The sequence below is a fragment of the Vibrio sp. 1727 genome (assembly GCF_033344415.1).
Lineage (GTDB): Bacteria > Pseudomonadota > Gammaproteobacteria > Enterobacterales > Vibrionaceae > Vibrio > Vibrio alginolyticus.
On the sequence record NZ_JAWPOT010000001.1, the window covers coordinates 219,754 to 235,480 of the forward strand.

A 15,727-nucleotide genomic window follows, 5' to 3' on the forward strand; every position below is an offset into this window, starting at 1 on the left:
CCTTGTTCATGACTTGTTTTTGAATCTTGACGTAACTATATCAATGAATTCGACAAACTATGTTTGCGATATATTATATTGCCTCGAAATTAAATGATTGTTCATTTCACTATATAACGCAGTTATATCCGAGGGTTATCAGTTGTTGATAAAGCGATCTTTTCGACTCTTGTTCACCATGAATAAGGTGAACTTCTTTCGGAGGAGTAGGAATACCAGAAACAAACTGTATTAAATCGTCCCTATCCGCATGTGCAGAGTAACCTGACATGGTATGTACTTGAGCCTCCACTCTAACGCGCCTTCCTTCAATCAGTATGTTCTCTTCTCCATCCTGAATTCGCCGACCTAACGTCCCTTCTGCTTGATAGCCTGCAAATAAAACATCATTTCTTTTATCTGGCAGCAATGCTTCTAAATAATTGACGACACGTCCACCTTCACACATACCAGAGGCCGCAACCACGATAGCAGCTTCTGCCGTGCTCGCGAGTCGATTGACGAGCTTTAAATGGTCAGTGTGGCTTTCGATGGTAATACATTGATCAAACGCAAGAGGGTGTCGGTGATGCTCGAGCCGCTCTTTCGCTTCAGCTCCCCAAAGCTTTTTAAATTGCCTATAGGTAGTAGTTACCTTTTTAGCCAAAGGAGAATCGAGAATAATAGGCAGAGAATCTTGCAAGGCGTGCTCATGAATAAGCTGTTCTATATCAAACAGTAACTCTTGAGTTCTCCCGACGCTAAAAGCAGGTATAACAATTACGCCACCATCCTGAAGTGCATGCTCAACAATAGAAAGCAATCGCCTACTACGAGACTCAACATCTTCGTGAACTTTATTGCCGTATGTTGACTCGATAAACAAATAGTCTGCTTTTTCAGGCGATACCGGGTCAGGTAGGAGAGGCGTGTTACGAGGTCCCAAATCCCCTGAGAACACAACAACTTCATTGTTTGATAAATGAAACTCAACATATGCAGACCCTAAAATGTGTCCTGCTGGTTGAAAGCGAAGATAGGTATGTTCTTCTATCTCTATCCATTGGGAGTAAGAGCAAGGGCGAATAAGCGTTCGAATAAAATCGAGCAAGCTGTCCCTTTGATGGCGCCTCATGCCTAACTGGAGCTTTAATCCATCTTCTAACATAAGCGGTACGAGCTCAGCGGTGGCTTCCGTACAGTAGATAGGCCCCTTATAACCTGCAGCCAATAGCCAAGGTAGCCGACCAACATGATCGATATGAGAATGGGTTAGAACAACCGCTTTGAGATCAGAGATAGAAAAGTCGATATTCAAACTCTCCTGCTGAGCATTATCTTGACCTTGTAGCAAACCATAGTCGATCAGCACACTTCCATTTTGTAATACGAGCTCGTGACAAGAGCCAGTAACCGTATTTTTCCCACCGTGGTGCAGTACTTTCATAACGAAACGACGCCTTTCCTTTGTTAACCCACGCTTACGAGTATTTGCTTTTATATAGCGACACCTCGCGACGTAAAGACGGCTCAGTCAATCGCGCAATGAACAAGGTAAGCAGAAAGTGATGAATAAGTGAGCGTATTGTAGGCAAGGATAATGAGAGTTAGAAAACAGCAAAACCGAAAGTTTAGAGAGACTTAGATATTCGTCATAAATTTGACTACGTTTCATTGCAACCGCTTGTGATGCAATTCATATTATTGCAACTATTTTCATTTAAGCTTTTGGAATCAGCGTCACTGGCTGTTTAGTGCTCGCTGCGTAAATGAGTGTCTGATAATTATAATCTTATAAAACACGCCACATTTATGACGGAATAAGTGTCAGAAAAAAGACATTTTTTTGTAAGCTTTTTACACGTTCTACTTTTAGTTGCAACGTGTTTACTATACAATTCGTCTCCTGTTTGGAAATGCAACCGTTCACATTACGTGCAAAAACTTGCTTCTAGGAGCCAGACCTAGGGGCGGTAGCGTGCCCAAATCATCGGTGAAGCCTCCTTCCTAATAAAAGAAAGAGGTCAAACTAAAGAATGTTCAATAATAATAAGCACCTAAGTGCATTTCTGGCAAGATTGATTTATAAAAAACGAGAACTATTACAAATTTATGTAATTCCCTTTTGTCAGAGGGACGCTCAAAGCTAACAAAGTGGCGAGCAAATGTTGGTTAGGCATAGGTTACAATTTAAATCTCCATTTCTCATACCTATCAAAACCAAGCACTAAGCGTGTAGAAGTAGTTAACTGTCGGCCCAAACCGTTAGTTAGCATATACAAGCTTTGTATTTGGCCTGCCTATAAAAAGCTATGAACCCGTGACCGTCATGAGCGAGTATCGGAGTGATTCAGTTACTTACATATCAATATTAAAAATTAGCGTTTGCTGTGCGTTACAACCCATGTTGTCTAATGTGGTTTTGTCACGCCAAAAAATCACCTGCTTGTTCTTGGGTTCGGCTTATTCGGATATGAGCGAAAAAGAATCAGCAGTATCGGACCTGTGATGCAATGGAATCCGTAAAGGGAATCAGTCGGATGCGTTATAGATTTACTTCAAACTTATTTAATAACACAGTTGGCTATCATGAATAATGCATATTTATTTGTATTTATTTTGTCGTTCGTTCTACTTTTTGTTATGCGCAAGGTCGCTAAGCACGTAGGTCTAGTAGATAAACCCAATGCAAGAAAGCTTCACCAAGGTGTGGTGCCACTTGTAGGAGGGATCTCCATTTTCTCTACTATATTGGTGGGGTTCCTTCTGTTCTTACCAATGAATGACAACCTATCACTCTACTTATCTTGTTCGGCTGTACTCATCGTGCTCGGCGCATTAGATGACTATTATGATGTAAGTTTCAAAATTCGCCTTATTATCCAAGCAGGAATATCCCTTGCGATGATTTACATCGGAGGCCACAGCTTACACGATTTAGGCTACTTAATGGGAAGCGAAACCATTGCCCTGAATGAAGTTACTGGCGCGGTGATCACCGTGATTGCGGTAATAGGCGCCATTAACGCATTTAATATGGTTGATGGTATAGACGGCTTGCTGGGCGGGTTAGCCTCTGTCACCTTTACAGCATTAGGTGTTGTATTTGTCTACAACGGAAACGAATACTTAGCCACGATCTGTTTATTGATCGTGACTGCGATGCTCCCTTATATCTTCCTGAACTTAGGTTTCCCACTTGGTCGCCGCTTTAAGATCTTCATGGGTGATGCAGGCAGTATGTTTATCGGCTTTACCGTGGTCTGGATGCTGATTCGCGGCACGCAAGAACCAGGAGCTGTAGCCTTCAAGCCAGTCACAGCACTATGGTTGATAGCTTTACCGTTGATGGACATGGCAACCATTATGATCCGTCGTATTCGTAAAGGTCAGTCACCATTCCAACCAGACAGAGAGCACCTACATCATATTTGTCAGCGTATCGGGCTTTCTCCAGGTGCTACGTTAATTTTCATCTGTTCGTTGGCATCAACTTGTGCCGCTATCGGTTTGTGGGCTGATTTTGTTGGCATTAGTGAATCAATAATGTTTATTGCTTTCTTGATTTTGTTTACGTGCTATTTTTCGGTAATTAGCCATATTTGGCGCATTTCTTCTTGGTTCAATAAGCTATTTCATACTTTAGGACTGCAGTTTACGTCTAAGTAGAAGTTAAAAAGCCTATTGGGGCGGGTAAGAGAAAAACACTCAAAACAAGGTATTACAATGAGATAGGTGAAATGGACTGTCTCAAAATGAATGATGAGTGTCTCAGTGCATGGGGAATATCTGAGATATTTGTTTTTCAATTACGATAATCCCCCTTTTAAACTTTATGGTCAATTCTCCTTTCATGATAAGTATCTGAAGTATTGGTGAGAGCATTTCTATCTTCACTACGCATTCTTTTTGACAGTTTGTCGCACCTCTCTACATGGTTAATGAAGCGTAGTAAAGTGTAAAAAAAGAGCAGGATATTATCTATCAACATAGCAAGCACCTAGCCATTGGTTATTTACATGTAATATAACCTTGGTTTTGTTACAAAACTAAACTGATTGTATGAAGGTTATGTTTAAGTAGGGCAGGGGAAAATTACGAACATGCTCAGGCAGGACAAGATCATGAGAAACCCTTGTGGTAAAAGGCTTGACGGCGCATAAGGGGTCTAATGATATTTACCTTGTAGTAAGATGAATTGCAATAGTTTTTAGATCGATTTGACGATCAATTTTGGCTGTGATCATATACTGTTTTTGCAACAGCGATGACAGCACAATGAACGGATTAAGCCTTTTGGACCATATTTCAGATATCAAAGACCCTCGTCAAGCATGGAAGATAGAACATAAGCTGACTGATATCGTTTTTCTAACCGTAGCGGCGGTGATTGCCGGCTCTGAAGGCTGGGAGGGCATTCAAGACTTCGGTGAGATAACCTTGATTGGCTTAAGCAATATGGTGGTTTGAAAACGGTATTCCGGTTCATGACACGATAGCACGAGTCATCAACATGATATCTCCCAAACGTTTGCAAGCATGCTTTTCAGCATGGATGAAAGATTGCCATGAGGTCACCAAAGGCGATGTAATCGCGATTGATGGTAAAACGCTGCGAGGCACTTACGATAAGGATAAACGTAAAGCGGCGATTCATATGGTGAGTGCGTTTACTGCAGCGAACCAACTTGTGTTGGGCCAAGTAAAACAGCGGAAAAGTCCAATGAAATTAAAGCGATCCCAGAGCTATTGAAGTTACTCGACCTACGTGGTTGACTGGTCACGATAGATGCGATGGGATGCCAAAAAGAGATTGCAAAACAAATCGTCAATAAAGATGCCGATCACCTTCTCGCAGTGAAAGGGAATCAGGAAAAGCTCGAGCAGACAATAAGTAAGACGTGCAACTCGAGTATGATTAATGGCTATGATGGCGATAAGATTGTATTCAGGAGCGAGGTCATGGACGTACAGAAACACGCTTAGCCCTCGTGTGCCATGACACGTCTGTGTTGGACGATATTGCTTATGATTGGGCAGAGTTAAAGACAATCGGCATGGTAGCCTCGATTAGACAAGAAGGGGACAAGGCAGCAGAGCCTATGAGCATTCGGTATTACATCAGCTCTGCTGACTTAGGAGCTCAAGAGCTTTTAGAAGCTTCTCGTGCGCATTGGAGTATAGAAGTCCAAATGTACTGGCGTTTGGACGTGGGCATGAATGAGGATGAATGCCGTATTCAGCGAGAATTCGCTGGTGAAAACTTAGCGGTGATCCGCCATATGGCGTTCAACATGTTAACTAATGAAAAAACCTTTAAAGCAGGTTTAGAAAGAAAACAGCGAAAGGCAAATAGGAATACCCGTTACCTTTCGGTAGTCCTTGCGGGTTAAGGGGCTTCGGAATCTTGCCCTGAATAACAATACGCTATAGCAATAAAAGAATAAAAAATGAACAAGTTTTTTACAAATATACTATTTTTACTTTCTGGCACAGCTGGGGCACAATTAATTGGTTTTCTTTCTATGCCAATTATAACTCGGCAATATGGACCGGAAGCTTTCGGTATATTAGGCTTTGTTATGGCGATAACAAATGTTATTAATCCGATTTCATCACTAACGCTCCCTTCATCAATTGTAATAGCAGATGAAAAAGAAATTAAAAATATAGATGCATTATCTAGAGTCATTTCAATTTTAATGACAATTTTGACTTTATTGCTCTGTTCAATTTATGTACATTTCTACAGGCAGGAAGATTATTATTTATATTTTATATTCGTGAGTGTTTACTTTTCAACAATATATCAAATTGAGCAAAATAAAATAATTCGTCATGGAGATTTTAAAAAAATATCCAAGTCATTTATTGCGTCATCATTTATAATTAATGCTTCAAAAATATTGTTTGCATTTATATATCCAGAAGCATTTGTTTTAGTATTAATATCTATTTTAACCCCAATGATACAGTCTTTTTTTATAGTAGATGGGTACAAGAAAGTGATTTTTCACTTTAATGGTTTTCAAAAAAATACGCCTCTTAAAGTTTTAAAAAAATACAAAAATTTTCCATTATATAAATCTCCACAAGTCCTACTAAATGCAATGACACAGAGCTTGCCTGTTATCATTCTTGCTTCAAAATTTGGTGTCGTTTTTAGCGGTTATTATTCTTTGGCTAGAATGGTGATAGGTGTTCCAATTAATTTGATCAATAAATCTGTAGGAGATGTATTTTATTCTAAGCTCAGTGAACTTAAAAGATGTAATAAGAAAATATTCCCTGAAATAAAAAGAGTTACAGTACTTCTTTTTCTTATAATGTCAATTCCATTCTTTGTATTCTCCCAAATTGCTCCAGATATTTTCATTATTGTTTTTGGTGAAAAGTGGGAAATTTCAGGTACTTATTCGGCTTGGATGTCCCTTTGGTTATTATTTGCATTAATCAATCGTCCATCTGTTATGGCTATCCAAGTACTAGGTCTTCAAAAGCAATATCTATTTTATGAAACAATTACAATGTTCATTAGAGTTGCAATCTTTTATTATATATCTGTTGTATTTGAAGATCCTCTATTCGCGGTGCAATCATTTTCAGTAATCAGTTGTGTGATTAATATACTATTAATATGTTGGGTTTTCTCTAAGGCTATAAATCATGACAAGTATTAAGTTTGAACGAAGGGTTAAAGATCTATTAAAGCATAAAATATTGAAAGGATATTATTTTAGAAAAATCCATGGATATGAATTGGATCTTCAGCATCCGAAAACATTCTCAGAGAAGATATTTTACAAAAAGAAATTTGGTAATATAGATGCTATGGCACTGATTGCTGATAAGGTGGCAGTTAGAGATTACGTCAAAGAAAAAGTGGGTGAACAGTATTTAATTGATATTGTTGGTGTGTATGAGCATATCGACGTTGAATGTTTTGAATCTTTTCCAAATTCATTTGTAATAAAAACTAATCATGGAAGTGGCTCTTCTCACATAGAAATTGTTCAAGACAAAATGAATTGTGATGTTGAGGATATTATAAGTAAGTTTGAGCTAGCAAAGAGTTTGAATAAAGGTAGTTTTGATGAAGTGTTTTACACAAAGATCAATAGAAAAATATTGGTGGAAAAATACATAGGAAGGAAAGATACAACACCAAATGATTACAAGTTTCATTGTTTTAATTCAGGAAAGGTATTTGTTCAAATAGATACCAATAGATATCAAGGTCATTCAAGAGCATTTTATGATGAGAATTGGAAAAAGTTGAACATAAAAATAAAGCCCTCAATTCCTGATGCAGGAGATATAATGAAGCCTAATAACTTTAGTGAAATGCTGGATATAGCGAAGACATTATCGGCTGACTTTGACTATATAAGGGTTGATTTATACAACGTTGAAGGAAAAATTTACTTTGGCGAGCTAACACAAACTCATGGCGGAGGATTAGAAAAATTTTCCTCGCAAGATGATGATCTGTTATGGGGGAGTTATTGGGAACTAGATCTAAAAAATAATTGGTTATATAAGGTAAATAATGCATCTAAATATTAATCGGATGAATGAAGTATTATTTCAGATAGTTTTATTTATTACGCTACCATTATTTATTGTTGTTCGTCTTCTTTATTATCAAGGTCTCTTTAGTGTCCCTATTATATTTTCTGTTATTTATCTAATAAAGTTTATATTTTCAACTTGTGCCTCATTTTATATACTCATATATCATAAATACTTTGACAAGAAATGGTTGGTCCTATTTGGTGTGATATTTATAACGTTCGCGTTTAAAATAATATATAATTTAGATCTATATGGGCACACTCGAGGAGACTATAAATCAGCGCTCGAATATAACCTGCCATATTTAGTAGATTATGTATTCTACTTTTTTTTAGGATGCTATCTATCTATATATAGTCCAGCTTCTGAGAAGTTTAAGTATATAATTTTATTGTTGTTATTTTCTTTGATAATAATTAATATTGATTTCTCTATGTTAAGGATTAATATTAACTCTTTTGTATCTTCAGACTTCCACTCTTCATATATCTGGTTCTCAGATATGATAGTACTAACAACAATTGTTTATATGGCTGAAGAGAAAGAAAAATTAAAAAACTTCGTATTATTGTTCTCTATTTGGATTCTGTCTTTCTTTTTGATATCTAGAACAGTTTTCATTCTGTTAGGGTTGATGGTATTTTTCTATATTTTATTACATAGTTTCCATTCAAAAAATGGAGGGTCAAAAATTGTATTGTATACATCGCTTCTATTATTGTTATGTATTATGTATTATGTATTTGATCCTGTTAATGTCGAAAGCTTAAATTTTTCAAACAATAGGATTTACAGTCTTATAGTAAATGGTTTATCTGGTGATAATTCATTAAATGAAAGGCAGCTTATGTTCCTTGCTGGTATTAATGATATTCTTAGTAATCCATTTTTCGGCCATTTTGGTGGCCAATTACTTATTGATACTGATTATTGGCATGAACCAAGGTGGGGAGCCTTTATACATAATATATTTTCATATTATAGGCAATTTGGACTGATCCCATTTTTAGCAATTAACATACTTGTTATAATAGGATTGATTTTTGCTTACAATAAAAATAATCTTGGCTCTATATTCTGGGGTTTTGTTTTTTTTTCAATAGAAATATATATATTTAGGTCTTTCACTTCACCATATATATATTTATTTATTGGTTATGTTTCAAATAAAGGCATTAGATTTAATGGATAAAGAAGACTACATCATATCTGTTATTATTCCACATTATAATTCGTTTGATTGCTTACTCAAGTTAATAAATACAATCCCAGAGAATGACAAAATACAAGTTATTGTTGTTGATGATAATAGTGAGTATTTTTATCCCGAGTTTATCACTCGAAGCAATGTAAGAATACTATACAACAAAAGTAAAGGGGCGGGCTCAGCTAGGAACACGGCACTTTACAAGGTTAATTCTAAATGGGTCGTTTTCGCTGATGCTGATGACTATTTTACGCCCCAAGCTTTTGATACTCTATTAAATGATGTAAACCAACACGCTGAATGTGATGTGATTTATTATCATCCATCAAGCGTTAATAATTTGACTAATGATCAAGGTATACGGCATCGTTATTACGTGAGGTTAATTAATAATTATTTGACCAAAGGTGATTACGATAGCGAAATGAACTTAAGAACAAAATTTAACGTTCCATGGTCAAAACTGATAAGTAGAAAGTTAATTGATCAGCATAATATACAATTTGATGATGTAATGTATTCAAACGATGTTATGTTTTCCGTTAAAACAGGGATATTGTCTGATAGAATACATGCATCTACTAAATCAATCTATACTGTAACCGAATCACTTGATTCTTTAACTAATAATAGGAGTTTCGAGTCCTTAATATGTCGATATAATGTTGCTACTAGAGTTAACGAATTTTTAATTGCTAATAATCATATAAAATATCAAATGCCATTAATTTCCTTTTTCATTAAATGCTGTAGAACAAATATTTTAAAATCACCACTATTATTGTTTAATATATTGACTAGAAATCAGAAAGTCATGCCAAATCGATGGCTTAGAAAGCTTTTAGGTGGAAAATGAAAATATAAGCTGTTAGGTAAGAACTGTTGAATTAAAGAAGATGTTGTTAATATTATTTATAGTATCGATTGTTTGTGTTAAGCACTAACAATAGCTATTACAGTATAGATGAAAAGTTAAGTGTCTTTCTCATCTTATGCATAAGTATCGTATGTTTAGTTGTGTTTCACTCTCCGCTTGCACTTATCCCACTAAACGCTGGATATTATTGTATACTAACTTAAATTTTTAGTGACACTTGATTATTATTCTTTTATTTCTCACTCTACCAACGCTTTCATCAAGATAAGGTATGGTTAGGTACTATTACTTATTATTTTATGAAATTTATTTAAATTATGAAGGGTTCTATGGTTTCTGTAATTATAACTACTAAGAATAGAAAAAATTTTTTATATAGGGCTGTAGAGAGTGTTGTAGCGAACACATTAAAACCAATTGATATTATTATTGTTAATGATGGTGGCGACAGAGTTGAAGCTGAACAATTTGAAAACTCGCAAGGGATAAAAATTGATGTAATAAACAACTTATGTAGTAAAGGTGGTAATGTCGCGAGAAATCAAGGTGCGAATTGTGCGAGAGGAGAACTTCTTTTCTTTCTAGATGATGATGATGCTTTCACTCCTACAAGTATCGCGTCAAGAGCTAAGTGCTTTGAGAATATGTCAGTTGGGTTGGCTTATACAGGTAAGAAACTCGTTAAATCAGAGTCACTAGATGAAGTTTACTATGTATCTAAACCAAAATATGAAGGGGATGTGATTAAGCCACTATTTAGTCTCGGAAATGTAATTGGGACCACTTCCTGTGTCGCAGTTCGAAAATCAGTATTTGAAAGTGTCGGTGGGTTTGACGAAGAGTTACAGGCTTTACAAGATTACGACTTATGGTTAAGAATATCAGCAGTTTGTCGTGTAAAGCATGATCATAAAGCAAATCTGATTTATACAATTCATAGTACTAATAACCAAGTTAGTAGTAATTATCATAGATATCTTGATGCAGGTAATTATCTGTATAACAAATATAAGCTAGAACTAAATGAATTAGGTCTTGAACGAAAATTTCTTTCTTTGCGCTATTTAAGGGTAGCGATGATAGCATCGAAACACTCTTCTCTGGAGCGGTTGAAGTATGCCATTATTTCTTTGAAGTATAATTTTTCAATTAAAGGTTTTTTTATGTTGATCCCAGTGTCAATTTCAAAAAAAATAAGAAGTTTCCATTAATGTACAAGGTTAAATGATGGGTAGAATAATTACATATGGTACGTTTGATTTATTCCATGTAGGTCACGTTAGGTTATTAAAACGCTTAAAAGAGCTAGGAAAAGAACTTTATGTTGGTATATCTTCAGATGAGTTCAACGAAATTAAAGGTAAGACCTCATTTTTCTCTTTTGAGGAAAGAGCTGAGATTGTTAGTTCCTGTAAATATGTTGACTTCGTATTCAAGGAAGATAATTGGGAACAGAAAGTTGATGATGTAGTCAAATATAACGCAGATATATTTGCGATAGGTGATGACTGGAAGGGAGAATTCGACTTTTTAGAAGATAAATGCCGTGTTGTTTACCTCCCAAGAACTAAAGATATATCTACAACTAAAATTAAAGGAACATTGTCTTCAATATCAAAAGGTGACCTAGATAGAATAGAGTCATCACTTCATGATATTATAGGTCTTGTTAAAACCATTTCTGCTAGTTAAGTGAAATATGAAATTATTAGATTTTTCAAGAGAATACCCAAAATTTAAATCTGACGTCTCATTGTGGACTGTTAGAAATATACACCAAAACATAGCCTTACCTTTAACATATGCCTGTTATAAGCTAAATATAAAACCAAATGGTGTAACGCTACTGTCATTTTTGACCTTCTTAGTTGGCTCTTATTTTTTTTATAACTCACAGTACTATTCATCCGCTTTATTATGGCTATTAAGTTATGCTTTAGATTGCACTGATGGTGCATTGGCTCGATTTACTAAAACTGGTTCAAGATTCGGAGCTTTTTTTGATGTAGTAATCGATAGAATAGTTAGTACGATCTTTTTAGCATTGATTTGTGTTAAAAGTATAGAAATAGGTATTTTGCCTTATATTTCTATTGCTGGCTCTGTAGCAATAGTTGCTTATGCTATGGTTTCATCAATAAGACCTTTGTATTTCCCAGAATTGAAAGGTTTTGCTAAAAATAATAATAGTATAATTTTTCAGTTAGCAAAGATTCCATACGAAACTTTAGATACGGGAAATATGCTAGTTATTATTTCTCTTTCTTTTGCATTTGATTTTCAAAATTATGTTATGATTTTTTATTGTTTACTATGTTTCTCATTATTAGTTTACAATTTAATTATTACTTACAAAAAGTTTAGCTATAATTAATCGCGTCCTTATTCTTGAGTTATTTATGTCAGAAAAAGTTGCAGTTATCATGAGTGTCTATGGAAAGGACTCGCCGGAAGAAGTTAAAGCTTCAATTAACAGTATATTAAACCAAACTTACGATAGTGATCTGTTTATTTATTGTGATGGTCCACTACCTAAAAAATTAGAAGGAGTTGTAGCTAAGTTTTCAGATAAAGAAAATATTTACGTCTCAAAAAGTTCGTTAAATAAAGGCTTGAGCCATGCACTAAATAGTTTGATAGACATTGTTAGTGGCTCAGATTATACCTATGTCGCTCGTATGGATAGTGATGATATATCTCTTCGTGATCGAATAGAAAAACAAGTTACCTTTATGAAAAATAATCCTGAGGTTGATGTTTTAGGGGGAGCTTGTCGTGAGTTTGGCGCTAAATTTTCAATAGATTATAAACGCCTCCCACTAAAGCATGACGAACTGAAAAGCTTTAGTGTTGCTCGTTGCCCATTTATTCATCCAACAGTAATGTTTCGCTCCTCAGTTTTCAAAGAAGGTTATAGGTATCCTATTCATACCTCCTTTACAGAAGATATGGCATTATGGTTCATTCTACTAGAGGCGGGTAAAAAGTTTGCTAATTTGCCCGATATATTGATTCATTACAAAATGAACGAGAATACTGTAAGTCGTAGACGAGGTCTATCAAAGTCTCTTAGTGAGGTAAAGCTTCGTTTTAAACATATGAAATCAATGAATGCTGTTAATATTAAGAATATTACTTCTCTGTTCTATCGTTTTATTTTTCACTTGCTCCCCTTACCGATAATGAGATTATTATATAAATCTCTACGATGAGTTAATGGTACTAGATTACTTGAATCTTGTAGTGCATAGTGAATTTGGCCTCCTGATTCGGGATGTTTTGTGGGTGTTATCTCGAATGGCGTGATGCAAAGGAGTCTATATTTAAGTCACTTTCGTTTGTACTTTGTTGGTAGTGTCAACCGAGAATATTACCCAGTTGTCATAACTATTGGGGATCCTTGTGATTGTATTTAGTCTCAAATAATCAGCTAGTTACTTCTCATCGTTTCTTAGCGTAAGATAATGTTTAGAAACGTTTCTTAGGTAGTTGTTTTCTCCCCCCCAATAGGTCATTACAGCAGCGATCGATTTCTGGCTATACAGGAAGCCGGTCATTATCTATTGTAAATCTAAGTGGCCCGTTGTAATCACGATGCCCAAAACGTTATCCTGTTGTTTTAACGGGAGCCCAATATGTCTCATAAGAAAAAACATATAAAAAGTTAAACAGGTTTGGACTAGGAAAAATGATAATAGCGATTGCCGGTACAGGCTACGTAGGCTTATCAAACGCGATGTTACTCGCGCAGCATCATGAAGTCGTTGCTTTAGATGTTATTCAAGAAAAAGTACAGCTATTAAACGACAAGATATCTCCGATTGTGGATGCTGAGATTGAAGACTTTTTGGCGAATAAGCCGCTCAACTTTTACGCTACTTTGGATAAAGAGCTTGCGTATAAGAATGCGGATTTTGTCGTGATTGCAACGCCGACCGATTATGACGTTAAAACCAATTACTTCAATACCTCGTCAGTAGAGTCAGTGATTAAAGATGTGATGGAAATTAATCCTGATGCGGTTATGGTGATTAAGTCGACGGTTCCGGTCGGTTACACGGCTCGTATTAAAGAGGAGCTTGGTTGTGAAAACCTGATGTTCTCCCCGGAGTTTTTACGTGAAGGCCGAGCATTATATGACAACCTTCACCCTTCTCGTATTATCGTAGGTGAAAGAAGTGAACGCGCTGAGGTCTTTGCGAGCCTGTTAGTGGAAGGAGCGGTGAAAGAGAACATCAAAGTTCTTTTTACGGATTCTACTGAAGCAGAAGCGGTTAAGCTTTTTTCTAATACTTACCTGGCACTGCGTGTCGCTTATTTCAACGAGCTCGATAGTTACGCAGAAACACATGACCTGAATTCACGTCAGATTATTGAAGGGGTTAGTTTAGACCCTCGTATTGGTAATCATTATAACAACCCGTCGTTTGGCTACGGTGGTTACTGCCTACCGAAAGATACCAAACAGCTTCGCGCGAATTATGCGGAGGTGCCGAACAATATTATTGGCGCGATTGTCGATGCGAATACCACCCGTAAGGATTTCATTGCGGATTCTATTTTGAAACATAACCCTAAACGTGTCGGTATTTATCGTCTTGTAATGAAAGCGGGGTCTGATAATTTCCGTGCATCTTCGATTCAAGGGGTGATGAAGCGTCTGAAAGCGAAAGGTATTGAAGTGGTGGTTTATGAACCAGTACTGAAAGAGACAACGTTTTTCAACTCGCTGGTTCTTACCGATCTGGAGCAATTTAAGTCGGCTAGTGATGTGATTGTATCTAACCGTATGGTGGATGAAATTAGCGATGTCGCAGAGAAGGTTTATACTCGCGACTTATTTGGCAACGACTAATACAAAAAACAAACAATTGGCTAGAAAAAATTATGATTAAAAAATGTCTATTCCCAGCTGCAGGATACGGAACCCGCTTTCTTCCTGCGACGAAATCCATGCCAAAGGAAATGATGCCAGTGGTGAACAAGCCGCTGATTGAATACGGTGTGGAAGAAGCGATTCAAGCGGGTATGACCGATATGTGCGTGGTTACCGGTCGCGGTAAGCATGCGTTGATGGATCACTTCGATAAAAACTATGAACTCGAGCATCAAATTAGCGGTACCAGCAAAGAATCCCTGCTAACGGATATTCGTTCACTGATTGATACGGCAAGCTTTACTTACATTCGTCAAAGTGAAATGAAAGGGTTAGGGCACGCGATTTTAACGGGGCGTCCATTAGTCGGTGACAATCCATTTGCCGTAGTCTTGGCGGATGATCTCTGTGTTAATCCAGACCGAGGTGTTTTGGCTCAAATGAAGGCGTTGTACAATCAGTTTCGCTGCTCAATCGTGGCTGTACAAGAAGTACCAGAATCTGAAACCCATAAGTACGGTGTGATTTCTGGTGAAATGATCAAAGACGACCTATTCCGTGTGGATGACATGGTCGAAAAACCGGAAGCTGGGACGGCGCCGAGTAATTTGGCGATCATCGGTCGCTATATTTTAACGCCAGATATTTTTGATCTGATCGAACAAACCGAACCTGGCAAGGGTGGTGAAATCCAAATTACGGATGCGCTGCTGAAACAGGCGAAGTCTGGCTGTGTGTTGGCGTATAAATTTAAAGGTCAACGCTTCGATTGCGGTAGTGTGGAAGGCTATATTGAAGCCACCAATTATTGCTATGAGAACATTTACAAGCAGCCTTCAGAAGCGACGCCTCAGAAAACGGAGCAAAAGGTGCTTGAGGCTGAAGTCGCCTAATTTTATTCAGAGCGCCGACTTAACGGTTGGTGCTCTCTCTTCTTATCTCCTTCCTCTTTCCTTCTCTTTTTGTGGGCCATCGGATCTCGCTGCGCTTTTTTACCGCACTGTTACCTCTGTTTTTTGAGGAATACCAGCCATGCCAAAATTGAAACCCCAATCGTCAAAACCCTTGGGGGTGATCGTTGGTGATCCTTTTTTGCCTTCGATTAACAGAGTGTTAGCGTAGCCTCCGTCTCAGTGGTGAGACAGAAGTGAGACACTTTTTTGTTGCTTTTAGGCCCCAATAGGTTGGGAATACGAACCTATTGGGGCCTAAA

General features: G+C 36.9%; 12 protein-coding genes and 1 pseudogene. 12 read left to right on the forward strand and 1 reads right to left on the reverse strand.

Going from position 1 to position 15,727, the window contains the following annotated elements:
- Nucleotides 1-109: 109 nt before the first annotated feature.
- Complete coding sequence (locus tag R8O10_RS01025; protein WP_318146049.1) at nt 110-1,426, reverse strand: MBL fold metallo-hydrolase; 1,317 nt, start codon at nt 1,424-1,426, stop codon at nt 110-112.
- Between the two features lie 1,142 nt (nt 1,427-2,568).
- Between R8O10_RS01025 and wecA the strand changes: the two genes are divergently transcribed.
- From wecA to galU, 12 genes and pseudogenes are all read left to right on the forward strand, one after another.
- The gene (gene wecA / locus R8O10_RS01030) at nt 2,569-3,648 is read left to right on the forward strand and encodes a UDP-N-acetylglucosamine--undecaprenyl-phosphate N-acetylglucosaminephosphotransferase (protein ID WP_065274082.1); all 1,080 of its coding nucleotides are present in this window, start codon (nt 2,569-2,571) and stop codon (nt 3,646-3,648) included.
- 609 nt (nt 3,649-4,257) lie between these two features.
- Nucleotides 4,258-5,372 (forward strand): annotated as a pseudogene (locus R8O10_RS01035) (ISAs1 family transposase).
- A gap of 57 nt (nt 5,373-5,429) precedes the next feature.
- The gene (locus R8O10_RS01040) at nt 5,430-6,659 is read left to right on the forward strand and encodes an oligosaccharide flippase family protein (protein WP_318074033.1); all 1,230 of its coding nucleotides are present in this window, start codon (nt 5,430-5,432) and stop codon (nt 6,657-6,659) included.
- On the forward strand, nt 6,646-7,545 hold the full coding sequence (locus R8O10_RS01045; RefSeq protein ID WP_318074032.1) for an ATP-grasp fold amidoligase family protein: 900 nt from the start codon (nt 6,646-6,648) through the stop codon (nt 7,543-7,545). The genes R8O10_RS01040 and R8O10_RS01045 overlap by 14 nt, the downstream gene beginning before the upstream one ends.
- Nucleotides 7,546-8,056: 511 nt before the next feature.
- On the forward strand, nt 8,057-8,746 hold the full coding sequence (locus tag R8O10_RS01050; protein WP_318074031.1) for a hypothetical protein: 690 nt from the start codon (nt 8,057-8,059) through the stop codon (nt 8,744-8,746).
- Entirely contained in the window at nt 8,739-9,617 is an 879-nt protein-coding gene (locus R8O10_RS01055; protein WP_318074030.1) for a glycosyltransferase family 2 protein, read from the forward strand. The genes R8O10_RS01050 and R8O10_RS01055 overlap by 8 nt, the downstream gene beginning before the upstream one ends.
- Nucleotides 9,618-9,967: 350 nt before the next feature.
- Nucleotides 9,968-10,849 carry a glycosyltransferase family A protein gene (locus R8O10_RS01060; protein ID WP_318074029.1) on the forward strand — a complete coding sequence of 294 codons (882 nt, stop codon included), beginning with the start codon at nt 9,968-9,970 and terminating at the stop codon, nt 10,847-10,849.
- 13 nt (nt 10,850-10,862) lie between these two features.
- Nucleotides 10,863-11,330, forward strand: coding sequence for an adenylyltransferase/cytidyltransferase family protein (locus tag R8O10_RS01065; RefSeq protein ID WP_318113814.1), 468 nt, complete (start codon nt 10,863-10,865; stop codon nt 11,328-11,330).
- 7 nt (nt 11,331-11,337) lie between these two features.
- On the forward strand, nt 11,338-12,012 hold the full coding sequence (locus R8O10_RS01070; protein ID WP_318074027.1) for a CDP-alcohol phosphatidyltransferase family protein: 675 nt from the start codon (nt 11,338-11,340) through the stop codon (nt 12,010-12,012).
- Nucleotides 12,013-12,037: 25 nt separating this feature from the next.
- On the forward strand, nt 12,038-12,850 hold the full coding sequence (locus R8O10_RS01075) for a glycosyltransferase (protein WP_318074026.1): 813 nt from the start codon (nt 12,038-12,040) through the stop codon (nt 12,848-12,850).
- Between the two features lie 476 nt (nt 12,851-13,326).
- Nucleotides 13,327-14,493 carry a nucleotide sugar dehydrogenase gene (locus tag R8O10_RS01080; protein WP_318074025.1) on the forward strand — a complete coding sequence of 389 codons (1,167 nt, stop codon included), beginning with the start codon at nt 13,327-13,329 and terminating at the stop codon, nt 14,491-14,493.
- 32 nt (nt 14,494-14,525) lie between these two features.
- Nucleotides 14,526-15,407 carry a UTP--glucose-1-phosphate uridylyltransferase GalU gene (galU, locus tag R8O10_RS01085; protein WP_318074024.1) on the forward strand — a complete coding sequence of 294 codons (882 nt, stop codon included), beginning with the start codon at nt 14,526-14,528 and terminating at the stop codon, nt 15,405-15,407.
- Nucleotides 15,408-15,727 lie beyond the last annotated feature (320 nt).

Coding starts and splice junctions, on each gene's coding strand:
- R8O10_RS01025 (WP_318146049.1), bottom strand. CDS start 1,426: ATGAAAGTACTGCACCACGGTGGGAAAAATACGGTTACTGGCTCTTGT.
- wecA (WP_065274082.1), top strand. CDS start 2,569: ATGAATAATGCATATTTATTTGTATTTATTTTGTCGTTCGTTCTACTT.
- R8O10_RS01040 (WP_318074033.1), top strand. CDS start 5,430: ATGAACAAGTTTTTTACAAATATACTATTTTTACTTTCTGGCACAGCT.
- R8O10_RS01045 (WP_318074032.1), top strand. CDS start 6,646: ATGACAAGTATTAAGTTTGAACGAAGGGTTAAAGATCTATTAAAGCAT.
- R8O10_RS01050 (WP_318074031.1), top strand. CDS start 8,057: ATGATAGTACTAACAACAATTGTTTATATGGCTGAAGAGAAAGAAAAA.
- R8O10_RS01055 (WP_318074030.1), top strand. CDS start 8,739: ATGGATAAAGAAGACTACATCATATCTGTTATTATTCCACATTATAAT.
- R8O10_RS01060 (WP_318074029.1), top strand. CDS start 9,968: ATGGTTTCTGTAATTATAACTACTAAGAATAGAAAAAATTTTTTATAT.
- R8O10_RS01065 (WP_318113814.1), top strand. CDS start 10,863: ATGATGGGTAGAATAATTACATATGGTACGTTTGATTTATTCCATGTA.
- R8O10_RS01070 (WP_318074027.1), top strand. CDS start 11,338: ATGAAATTATTAGATTTTTCAAGAGAATACCCAAAATTTAAATCTGAC.
- R8O10_RS01075 (WP_318074026.1), top strand. CDS start 12,038: ATGTCAGAAAAAGTTGCAGTTATCATGAGTGTCTATGGAAAGGACTCG.
- R8O10_RS01080 (WP_318074025.1), top strand. CDS start 13,327: ATGATAATAGCGATTGCCGGTACAGGCTACGTAGGCTTATCAAACGCG.
- galU (WP_318074024.1), top strand. CDS start 14,526: ATGATTAAAAAATGTCTATTCCCAGCTGCAGGATACGGAACCCGCTTT.